The sequence below is a fragment of the Olivibacter sp. SA151 genome (assembly GCF_054130995.1).
In genome coordinates, this window is sequence record NZ_CP096391.1 from 4,776,873 (window position 1) to 4,789,356 (window position 12,484).

The window sequence follows — 12,484 nt, forward strand, 5'->3', positions numbered from 1 at the left end:
ATGATCAAATAATGGTGTGTTATAAGCCTAAATTTATACCCAAAGACCAAGTTCGTAATGTTGGATAACCCAAGCCCGGTGAATCATACATATTACGGTATTTGTTCGGGTAGGGGTTATATAAATCCCAAAGATTGTTTCCCGAAAGAAAAATCCGTACATTATCTACCTTTGCCTTTGTCAGCCACTTCTTTGGCAGGGTATAGCCGATGCTCAAATTACGGACAAACATTCTAAATGTAGGAAGCAAGAAGAAGTCGGAATTTGTTCCACCGAAATCATCGTAATAGGCAATATTGGGATATTTACCATTCGGATTCGTTTCCGGATCGTACATATCGGTCAGATAAATGGACTGCGACCACAACGCGTTTGTGCTGCTGGTACCTTGCTTGACATAATCCAAGTAGTTGGCTCCTCCCCAGGAGGTTGAAATTTGGGCTTGAAACGAAATACCTTTCCATCCCGCAGTCAAATTGGTGGTGATGCCATAAGTCATGTTTGACTTTTTCAGAATTTCCCAATCTTGTCCGGAATCCTTTTCTATGACGCCATTTGGACCGCCGTAGGTCTGTGTACTTTCATCCAATGCACCTCGAACATCCTCATACACCAGCATTCCCTTTCTCATCTGCGATTTATCGGTAATACCCATAAAATTAGGTTCAGCCCCTTCAATACCCGAATTATTCGCATTTTCCGTCAAATAGTTCCAATAGGCATCAATGTCTGCATCGGTACGTAACATACCGTCGCCCCCGGATGTGTGCTTCCATGTTTTATATCCCCAAACAGGATTGCCATATCCGGTATTACCCACGGCGCGCCGCGTAGTCATTTCAGAGGGATAATCAAATGGTTGATCGAAGTATCGCGTGGTCTTGTAATTACCTAAACCGAAGTTCATACCTACGGAGTAGTTCACCTCATTGACATGGCTCTTCCAGGTAACCGATACTTCGGTTCCCCAAGCCTTTACACCTGCGTAGTTCTGTTCAGCAAAGGCCCCTCCCACAGAGATAGGTACTCCGATAGCTCCGGACATATCCGTTAACATGTCGGTAGTCGTATTGTAATAACCATCAAGAGACATGCTAAGTTGTGACTTCAAAAAAGACATGTCTAAGCCGAAATTGCGCTGCACGGTGCGGTCCCAACGAAGGTCCCGATTAGGGTCAGCATCCGGTGTTATACCGGTCGTATACATTCCACCGTTACTTCCAAAGGCCATTCCTTTATCGGTCGCTGCTGTATATAACCGAGTCCATTTCCATGGATTTACATTGTTATTTCCGGTAATCCCGACAGAAGCGCGCACCTTCAAATAATTCATCCAGGCAACATGTTCTGTGAACCAATTCTCATCCGATACGACCCAACCTGCAGAAACGCCAGGGAAGAAGCCCCAGTAATTCTCGGGTGCAAACTTTGTGGAAGCATCGGTACGAAATACAAATTGTAAAAGATATCGGCTCTTATAGCTATAATTAACACGTCCCAAATAAGAAAGTGTTCCACTTTCTGTACGATAGGTGATGCTGTTAGACGTGTTTAAGGTTCCGGCAGATATAGAAGTCCCGTTATATACTCCTCTCGTTGGGTTATCGTAAATCTGGTACCGGTCTTCCCATCCGGCGGTTGTTTTTTCAACGCTGAACATGGCACCAATATCATGGTCGCCAAATTTTTGGTTATAGTTGGCAAAGAAGTTCAGCTGTTCGTTCTTGGAAGTTGTGTTGTCATAAGTAACGCGGGAATTGGCCCGATTAAGTACTGGATCATCCCATTGTGTGGTGTTGGAATATAAATGGTTATCTGCCGTATTAATGTTACGAGCCCGTGCTAACAATAGCGGCATCTGAACCTGCTCTGTATTGCCTGACGCTTGAATAATTCCATAATTAAATTTGAACGAGAGTCCTTTTAGGAAAGGCACATCGTATTGCAAAGAGAAATTGGCATTATAGTTAAAATCCTTATTGGTGGTCTTGGAACCATTATTCAACATATCATAATAGTTCCAATTGCTTAGGGAATTATTGCCCGATACATTTCCCAATTTATTGGGCCCTAACGCAGGAGAGACATACTGGTCGACGCCGTTTATATTATACATCCACGGAATGTATTTAGGCATATGCAGTAATACGCTATAATCATTCTGTTCACCACCGACAGCATATCCGTCGCTAAAATTGATCTTTGTAAAGGAGCGCTCCAAATTGGTATTAGCCGCAGCTATCGTAGCGCTCAAGCGCAGGTCACTTGCTACCTTCACTTCGGTACCCGCCCTGAAAGTCCACCTATTAAAGTCCTGCGATCCCAGATTGGCACCCTGTGTATAGTAAGAAGCACCTGTATAATAGGTTGCTTTTTCAGAACCTCCGCTAACGTCCAATGAGTGCTGCATGGTATGGGCAGCCCGCCAGTCGTTCGCTAACCAATCGTAATTCAGTGATTCCATTTGCGACAGTTCTGCCGCTGAATAGAAATAATTGTCGTTCCAACCGAGCGCCCTGCCAAACTTATTGGCAAATTCCCCATATTGCCGAGCGTTCATTACTTTCTCATGGCTTACGGCATCGTTTGTTTGAAACTTAGCGCTATAGGAAATCCGCGGCGCGCCCACTTGGCCTCTTTTTGTCTTTACAACAATGGCCCCTTGGGATGCACGGGAGCCATAGATGGCAGCGCTGGCGTCTTTTAATACCGTTATACTTTCAATTTCTGAAACATCGAGCATATTGAACCGTTCCATAGAAGGCTTGCCATTTTGCGGATCCACCTGAATCACATCGTCAATGATGATCAATGGATAGTCATTTCCGCCATCTTTGCCCCAATTAAATTGTTGCCGGACACTTAAGGTAGCCATGGCTCCGGGTCGGGTACTACCTCCCGTAACATTCAATCCGGGAACCTGCCCTCTTAGTGATTCAGAAACTGAGGCAACGGGTATATCAGCAAGTTTCTTAACGTCCACTGAAACGATCGCCCCGGTCACATCTTTAGCTCGCTGCGAACCGTACCCTACTACAACTACTTCATCTAATGCGCTATTATCTTCCTGTAGAATGACTTCGATTGAACGCTGGCCACCCAACGCCACTTCCTTCGATTTGTATCCCACATAACTGAAAATCAAAACTTCATTCCCTGTGGGTAAGTTCATTCGAAAAACACCGTTCTGGTCAGTCGTGCTGGTGGTTTTGCTCCCCTTTAACTTGATGCTTACACCGGGAAGAGGCTCTCCCTTTTCATTTTTTACGGTTCCCTGAATGTTGATCCGTGCTGCCGTCGCGCTATTTGCGACCTTAGACGTCTTTGCTGTTGATGCACCCCACGATTTTGATATAGTTAAGATGCTACAACCTACCAGCGCCCACAAAACAAATTTGCTCGCGGCAATAACTGTTTTTTTTAATAGTACGTTCATAAGGTTTGGTTATGTATTTTCGGTTAGTTTAAGGCGAAATCAGTTTAAACCTAATTTCGTTGGCTCTGTTGTTTTTCTTTTAGTTTTTTCTCCCATACTTGTCTGGCAATCTTGGTCTCCACGCCTTCCTTTGATAAATAGTTATTGATTTTCCCCTTGTATTTACCAAACCAAGCATGCTTGGCTTCTGATGAACCTGCATCCATTGCCTTTTCCCTTGCTTCGGTAAGATAGCTGAGAATCTGTGCTTTTTGCGTTTCCGTTAAACTGGGAAGCATATCAAGATAGCCATTATAGGTAATCGGTAACACATTATAGGTCATCTCATTTTTTACCTGCTCAATCTGTTCTTCATTGAGCTCCTTCCCCAAACGCTTCAGGTACTTTCCGTGAAGTTTGACTAGTTTTGCTTGGGCAATCTCGTAAGCTTTCTCTGATTGCAGTTTAGCATCTTCTTTCGCTAAACTTGCCTTATAGGATTGCTCTTTCTGTTCCAATTCAGTATGAATCGTATTTAAATCGCGATATTGCCGTACAATAATCGTCCGAACCGCCAAACGTTTCGCGTCATTTAAATTAAGTTTGTCAACAATCTTCTGTGCTCTTTTGGTAATAACTTGGGTATAGTCGTCTTGTTCAAAAGCATACAGCTTTGGCAATAGGATCACCAAGAACAGCATGATAACCGAGCATATTCTGAGACATTTTTTAGAATCATTCATGGTAATATATTTGGTTAAAGTCCAAAAAACAGTAGTGTTATTATGACATTTTTTATACAAGGAAAAAATTATTCACTCTCCCTTTTACTGTTAATTTTGTGGAACAGATCTATAATTTGTACTATTTCCTTATGGTTAGTAATGCAAATATCAACGCTTACCTGTGTAATTTTTTAGCGATTATTATCTACTTATTATAGGATGTTAGCATAGCTTGAGATCCAAAATCATCGGAATCGATTGCGGAAAAAAGGACTTAATAAAAGCATCAAAATGTACTCGTTATTGAATGTCAAGATTTGAAATAACTAAACCGTTCGATTGAGGCAGTGTCAGCGTTACAACATACTGCCCTGCATTGATCATGGTAGCGGTATTGCTGTATGAATAACTCCACTTCCCAGCACGTGAAGGGGTAAAAAGCGTATTTTCTTCGTGCAATAGGCTCCCATCTAACGTTCGTAGCGTCAATTTCCCCTTTATGGGCTGCTTTAGGTTGTTGGCATACCTCAAGGTGATACTATAGGTATCGGCTACGCCCGTCTTGATCGTCCAATCAATCTGAGCGGGTCCGTTCGCAGGAAGTTTGATCGCCTCCTTTTCCAAATAACGGATAGCTGTTGTTCCACGGGAACGCGTTGCGGTGCTAGGCTTATAGGTTATTGACGTCTTCAGATCATGCGCTGATTGGAGCTTACTTACCGGTACAACCATTACGGACGCTAATGGCGGATTATTTTTTCCAAACGAAAGATGCACAAAGCTATTCTCCTTAAAACGTTTTCGGTAGATTTTCCAGATTGACGGGGTAGGTCCTCCGCTTGCTATTTTCATTTGTGTATCTTCATAATCCGCTAAGCTATTGTAAACGTTACGGTTATCGTTTGGTAGCAGAACATATACGTCAACATCCTTCGATACATTAAAGGAAAGCGACTTTTGTTGGCCCGTCAGATTGGCAGGAAAGCGCAGCCAGGTAGCGCCAAATAGCGCTGGCGGAATTACCGTAAAATAGTCGGTTTTTCCGGAAAAGACTTCGTCTCCGATGTCAAGCCAAGTTGATGGCGACAAATCTACGGAATCAGAATCAAATCTTGCTTGCTGAATAAGAAGTGGTGAAGGTGCAGCTGCTTTTATTTTTTTCTTCGCAGCGATGGCGATAGCTGAAACCAACGCCTGGCCAGCTGCTACCCTTGGAAAGTGAATGACAATGCGTCCGTTCTTTGCTTTTGCAGCATACGTTCTCTTCAATACCTGGTCATGCCCTACTTCGTTCCATATATCAACGTTGCTATCCACAATAGCACCATTGATGGCGATATCGAATAAACGCCATCCTTTGCAATCCATCCCTCCTCTGGTGCCAAACCAAGGTTCGATAAAATACAGCTCCACTAGGTAATCCCCGTCCGGCACGGGAAATTGAAAACCCAATTTGTCTTTCCCGTATCGAAAGGTTTGCAGAAGCGACCAATTGCGGGTCCCTTTTATGGGGTCAAAAGTACGCCGCTGACTTGCAAAAGTTGTAGGCAAATTATCAAAACCGTTGGTCCAGGAAGAAGATCCCCAACTGTCATCAGCCGTTAATGGGCGGTCAGCTTCCCAAACATGTCCTTGTTGGTCTACATACCTTGGTCCCCCGCAGTTTACTCGGTAAATATATTTGTACCCGTTCGTGTCTTTTACTTTTTCATCATCTGTATACAAGCGATTAAAGGCGGGCGCTTGCGGTAAGCCCTGTAAAACAATGAGATCTTCCGCAACTACTTTATCTTTTACATAAGCCTTTGCATGCAATACATTAAACATAATCGGCACCTTATTCCACACAAATGGCTTGCCCATTCCCTCCCTTTTCTTTCTTCCTAGTGACGATCCGTTCACATCATTAAAAAGTTCAACTTCGTCACAATTCGAATAAACAGTGATGTCATTTTTTTCTCCGGGACTTTCCCAACGATTGGGCCAGGTATGCGAAACAATATAGACCATCGGCGACTTTCGCGGATCTACAAAGTTTGCCCGATACATATAATAAGCATCTGTAGGTTCATCCCAGGGCGTGAAGAGCCCTTTGTAGTTTACGGGGCCAATACGATCTAGCTCTCGGATTCCTTCGCCTCCCTGCACTCTACCGGGATTATCGTGGGAATTGAATAGCCAAAAGAAATGACCCGCAACACTGTCCTTCACCTTATCGGCAAGTCTTACTTTGGTTTCCATTAACTCACGCATTCGGTCTTCTGTATTGGCGCTCGTTTTCGTAAACGGTTTTTCGGCATGAAAGTCGATGGTACGCCAGGCACCATATTCCCCTACTAAAATTTGCCTTTTTAAATCTTGGTCGTACACCTCGGGATCACCACCATAAGTTCCGGTCCAATTTTGGGGCACATCCCAATCCGTTCCACTTCCACCGTTACAGGTAGTTACCTTTCTTTGCGAAGAGGTAGTAGGGTCTAAATTCCGGATCAGTTCGGTACATTCCCGAGCAAAGGCTTCCGGTAATGTACTTTCGTTTTCCAGGCCCCACAAAATTACAGACGGACTATTTCTCCGCTCGATAACCCAGTCGGTGAGTAACTTTTTAAAATTCGCCTTAAATGAATCGTTGTTAAACCAGATATGTGCCGCCATTTGGGTCCAACTCAGTATCCCCAAACGATCCCAGTGTTCCTGATAACGCAGATTATGTGGTTGGTGCGCGTCCCGAAAAGCATTGAAGCCTCCCGCTAGGATTTGATTAACACGGGCATCTATTTGTTCATTGCTGAAAGCATGACTTCCCCCCAACATGTGTTCATACTCAGCTATTCCATTAATAAAAAAAGGCTTACCATTAATAAGAAAACGTTTATCACTTCCTTTTCGATCTATTGGCCAGCTTATCCAGCGAATGCCATAAGGTGTTTCCACCTGATCCACAACTTTACCATCGATACTTATTTGTGAGGTAATCGTATAGAGATAAGGATCTTTGGGCGACCATAGACGGACGAAGTTCTTCAGCTCAAGTTGTTGCCGGATTTCTTCGGTGCTCTCACCGGCAATTGTTCTTTGTTGACGCTCTTCTGCAATTACATTTCCTCCCTGATCTTTTATCTGTTGCATAATCACTGCGTTTTTTGCTTCCACACCATAATTTTTAAAGCTCGTGTTTAAAAACAGCTTCGCGTATTTGGAAGTAACGGTGGTATCATTCCATATATGCACACCAAAAGGTTCAATGCGAACGGGATCTGTCACATATAAATGCACCGGCCTAAAGATTCCTAAAGGTTGCGAGCCCTCGGAGAAACCACGTTCTTCCGAGCAGCCACCACATACCCATGGCAAATCCCGTATAGCAGCCGGATGGTCTGCTCTTACAGCAAGAATATTATCTTTGTCAAATCGCACTGCGTCTGTGATGTCTAATGTAAAGGTAGTGCGGCCACCTGCGTGATATCCTATTTTCTTACCATTTAACCATACCGTTGCGTAAGCTCCCACGCCCTCAAAATAAAGAAAATAACGCTTATCCTTACCTTCGTTTTCAACTCGAAACTTTTTTCTATACCAAGCATAACCATGTGTATTGCCATGAAGTAGTCGGCGATAGCCGGCATAAGTATCCCAATTATGTGGCACCTGCACAGAAAGCCAATCTACCGAGTTATATCCGTCTTTTTCAAAGCCGCTAAAGGCCAACGAATCGGTTTCATGCATGGTACTCACCCAATTATCCGTTAAGTCATACTGCTTACGCGGCTCTTGCGCAAGCGCATATAAGTTAAAGCATATACCTATCCAGAAAAGTCCCAGTCTAATCTTTTGCATTGTTAAAATCGTTTCATGATTTGGCGAACTCTACATTGGTTCTTTGCAAAGAGACACGTCGGCAGGCTTAGATCGCTAAGCCTGTGACGGTCTTCACCAACATTGCACCAACAATTAAATCTTCATTTGGAGTTTCTATTGAGTTTTAGACTGCTATCCAAATAATATGTTTGTCCTTTTTCAGTTTGAAATTGGATTTCTTTGTCTCGATATCGAAGGGAGCACTTCCCGCCTGCGTGCGAGAACACTTCCAAATGGGTCAATAGTCCATTTTGCCATTGATAGCTCAATTCGAAACCGCCCCTTGCACGAATTCCTTTAACAGTACCTGCGTACAGCGCTTTTGGTAATGCCGGAAGAATATCAATGCTACCGAGGTGGCTCTGCAAAAGCATTTCCGCCACACCGGCTGCACCTCCAAAATTGCCATCGATTTGAAAGGGAGGATGTGCGTCGAAAAGATTAGGATAAACACCCCCTCCTGCTTCCTCTGGACTCAGCAATCGGCTGACCATTTTATAAGCGTGCTCCGCATCTTTAAAACGGGCCCAAAGGTTAATCTTCCATGCCAAACTCCACCCTGTCCCGCCATCACCTCTAAAAATCAATGATTTTTTAGCGGCATTCATTAATTTAGGGCTGTCTTGCCAGTTAATTTCGCTCCCCGGATACACCGCCCAAAGATGCGAAACATGCCGATGCTTATTATCAGGATCATCTAGGTCCTCCAGCCACTCTTGCAACTGTCCATATTTTCCTATTTGATTAGGGGTGATCTTTTGGCTTTTTTCCGATAACCTTTGTACAAATTCCTTATCTATATCAAGAATCACAGCAGCGGAAGCGACATTTCTAAACAATTGCCTGATTAGCTGATGATCCATGGTTGGCCCCGCCACCAAGCCTCCTTGTTCCGGAGAATTTGATGGCGTACTAATCAGCCACCCGGTTTTTGGATCGCTAACCAAAAAATGATCAAAAAACAAAGCCGAAGCTTTCATAATGGGATAAGCTTGCTCACGTAGAAAACTTTCATCTTGGGTATAAAGAAAATGCTCCCATAAATGTTGACAGAGCCATGCTCCGCCAGTTACCCATATTCCGTGATTAGGATTGTTAATTGGAGCGGTTCCGCGCCATAGGTCTGTATTATGATGTAGCACCCAACCCGGTGCATCATAATACGTTTTTGCCGTCTCCTGCCCTACAACGCTAAGCTCCTTAATCATTTGAAAAAGGGGCTCTTGCAGCTCAGAGAGATTGGTATTCTCCGCTAACCAATAATTCATTTCCGCATTGATATTGGTGGTGTATTTACTTCCCCAAGGTGGTGTCAGTAAATCGTTCCATATGCCTTGCAAATTAGGCGCCAATCCACCGGATCTCGAACTGGATATCAACAAGTACCTTCCATATTGGACAAATAAGGCCAATAAATTCGGGTCACGCGATTTTACAAACTGTGCAGTCCGTTGATCAGTAGGGAGCGAGTTTGAAGCTTCGTCCGCTTCAAACTTTAATGAAAATTTGGTAAAATATTGTTGATAGTCGTGTATATGCGCCAGTCGTATCGTGTCGTACGGCTTATTTTTAACCTTGTTTAGTTGCGATTTGGCAATCTCCTCAGCATCACCCGACACGTCGTTATAGCTTTTATAATTTGTGGCAGCCGTTAGGAATAAGGTTGCTTGATTAGCACCCAATATTTTAATTTTTCCGTCTCCGACATGGAGTTCTCCTCCTTCATGCCTTACATGCAAGAATCCTACGCCTCTTAGAACTCCTTGTTTAACCTGAACCGAAATCCGAATGGTGGAATCGTCAACTTTTTCCACGTTATAAGTCTTATGGGGAGACGCTAAGGATGCATCAAAACTAATTTGTCGAGGACGATCTGCGGTCAAATGAATTGCTAAACACGCATCGGGTGCACTGGAGAAATAGGTTCGTTCGAAAGACACACCATTCTGTACGTAACTTGTTTTGCAAATCGCTTGCTCTACATCAAGTGTGCGTTTGTAATTGCTAAACGGTGCCTGAGCTCTAAAATCCAGCAGCAAATCACCGAATGGCTGATATGACTCTTGGTATTTTCCTACCCGAGGTGCTTCATCGTTTTGTATCCAGTATTTCCACGTATCCGTTAAATAAACTGATTCATCTGCCGTATTTTCCTTTGGAAATACGCTTAATTTCCGACTGGGATCTTTATAGCCTACCAAACCACCTTTGTCATCGTAATTGATCACCTGGATGGCAATTTGATTTTGTGCTTTTACTAAATCTTTGGGAATGGTATATAGCCTTCCTTGATTTGCATCATGAGTAGTGCCGATCAATTTACCGTTAATATAGGTAAAATCCTGATCCCGTATTTTCCCCAAGTCGACAACTAATTCCCGCCCGATCCATTCTTTCGGAACGGTGAAAGTAGTCCAGAGCCAAACGGCGCCATCAAGTCCCTGAAAGCCTTCCTTTTCCCAACCGTCTCGCGACGGGACACGCATTTCTCTCCATGTCTTATCTTCAAAATGTTCTTGTGAAGGATTTTTAGGCTGTTGCTCAATTGCTCTTACGGCCGTTAGCCAAGGTTCGGGTGGATCGGAAATAGACTTAGTTCCCATGAAATGACGCCCAGCCAGCTCTTCCGCAGCTTGCTGCTTTCCTTCAGATAATAGCTTTCTAATCTCACCGAGATAATTCTTTGCGCCGGGTTGATTATAGTTTCTGGGACCACCCGTCCATAACGAGGATTCATTAAATTGAATACGATCCGCTTGTACCCCCCCAAATACCATGGCACCCAATTTTCCGTTGCCAATGGGAAGTGCTTCCGTCCAGGTATTAGCGGGATGCTGATACCATAGTGTTAAATCCTGTCCATACAGATTTCCCCTTATGAACACAATAAAGCAAAAAACGCAAAAGAATCGATATAGTTTTATCCAGCTCATTTTTCTAGGGTGACGGCGTTTTCAGGAGCATCGCTTATATATAAAGGGTTTTGAACAAGACGTAGGTCATTCGCCTTCAAGAGTAAAGCCTCCGTCTCATTACCGCTCGCTTCGAGAAATGTCTTAATGGGTTCCATGATCAAACAATTGGCAATAAAAGCACGTTTTACATTATTGAATTTCAATGTTGCGCTACCGCTAAAACCGGCAGCGGTCCGCAACCCATTGATCTGTAAACCGCTAACATTGGTAGCAGCAATTGCCGGTCCGGTGGAGGGATTAACGGATACATTGGAGAACACAATGCCTTTCGACGCCCGGATATCGAAACCTGTTTTTGTTTCCATCACCATATTGCTGAACGATACATTTTCAATAGGCATCTCTTCCAGTCCATTTAAATAGCCCGCCTGCTCACCTTGCGCAGTAATGTTACTCAAGTGGATATTGCTAAACCTAGGGGTTCGTTCGGAGACTGGCTCCCTATCCGTTTTGGCATACTGCATATCCAGTACAATGGCTTGCTGTTTGATGTTTTTCATGACGATATTACTTACTTGGATATCCTCAACAACACCTCCTCTTCCGCGCGCTGTTTTTATGCGGATACCACGATCCGTACCATCGAAAATACAATTCGAAATGACGATCTTTTTTACGTCACCCGACATCTCGCTGCCTATGACAACACCTCCGTGACCTGATAGCATGGTACAGTTGGTGATGGTATAATTTTCAGCGGGACGAGCTTCTTTCCTTCCTGAACGGTCTTTTCCTGACTTAATCGTAATGCAATCATCGCCAACGCTAATGTGGCAGTTGGATATATGGACATTGCTGCACGACTCCGGGTTAATACCGTCGGTGTTAGGCGATGGGGGATTATTAATGGTAACTCCATCGATCGTTACGTTATCACAAAACTCGGGATTGACCGTCCAAAATGGCGAGTTTTTGATGGTAATACCATCTATGCGCACGTTTTTACAATACATGGGTTGGATAAAGGGAGGCCTCAAAAAACCACGTTCCACCCACCCTGGTAAATCCGGATGCAGTACATTCTTATTCAACTTATGAAATTCTTTCTGCCATTTTGATTCGGGCGAGTTCTTTACATGAACTTCAGAGTAAGCCCACCATTTCTTTCCATTCCCATTAAGCGTTCCTCTTCCGGTAATGCGGATATTCTCTGCTTCATACGCGTAAATGAAAGGAGAAAAATTGGTAACCATGGTTCCCTCCCACCGGCTTGGCACCATGGGTAGGTAATGGTCGAAATTATCACTGAAGCAAAGTTCTGCACCTGCTTCAATGAAAAGGGTAATATTGCTTTTTAAGTGGATAGGACCGGTAAGATAGGTTCCCGGAGGAAAATAAATGGTGCCACCACCGGCTTGTGAGGCTTTTGCAATCGCTTCTTTAATCGCCGTAGTGGCTAATGCCGAGCTATCGTTTTTCGCGCCGAAATCCAACACATTCAACGCCAATTGTGCTTGTGCAACGAAAGAAAATAATGTACAAAAAAGTAAAAGATATAAGCTGCGCATTTT

General features: G+C 43.7%; 5 protein-coding genes. All 5 read right to left on the bottom strand.

Features of this window, described 5'->3' with window-relative positions; genetic code table 11:
• Nucleotides 1–19 precede the first annotated feature (19 nt).
• Complete coding sequence (locus M1D52_RS19570) at nucleotides 20–3,436, bottom strand: SusC/RagA family TonB-linked outer membrane protein (protein WP_437364234.1); 3,417 nt, start codon at nucleotides 3,434–3,436, stop codon at nucleotides 20–22.
• Nucleotides 3,437–3,486: 50 nt separating this feature from the next.
• A complete protein-coding gene (locus M1D52_RS19575; protein ID WP_437393211.1) occupies nucleotides 3,487–4,158 on the bottom strand; it encodes a DUF3826 domain-containing protein in 672 nt (223 codons plus the stop codon).
• A 282-nt stretch (nucleotides 4,159–4,440) separates the two neighbouring features.
• Nucleotides 4,441–7,977, bottom strand: coding sequence for a malectin domain-containing carbohydrate-binding protein (locus tag M1D52_RS19580; protein ID WP_437393210.1), 3,537 nt, complete (start codon nucleotides 7,975–7,977; stop codon nucleotides 4,441–4,443).
• Nucleotides 7,978–8,099: 122 nt separating this feature from the next.
• Complete coding sequence (locus M1D52_RS19585) at nucleotides 8,100–10,931, bottom strand: glycoside hydrolase family 95 protein (protein ID WP_437393209.1); 2,832 nt, start codon at nucleotides 10,929–10,931, stop codon at nucleotides 8,100–8,102.
• On the bottom strand, nucleotides 10,928–12,481 hold the full coding sequence (locus M1D52_RS19590; protein WP_013665578.1) for a glycoside hydrolase family 28 protein: 1,554 nt from the start codon (nucleotides 12,479–12,481) through the stop codon (nucleotides 10,928–10,930). Before M1D52_RS19590 ends, M1D52_RS19585 begins: the two co-directional genes overlap by 4 nt.
• Nucleotides 12,482–12,484: the final 3 nt, after the last annotated feature.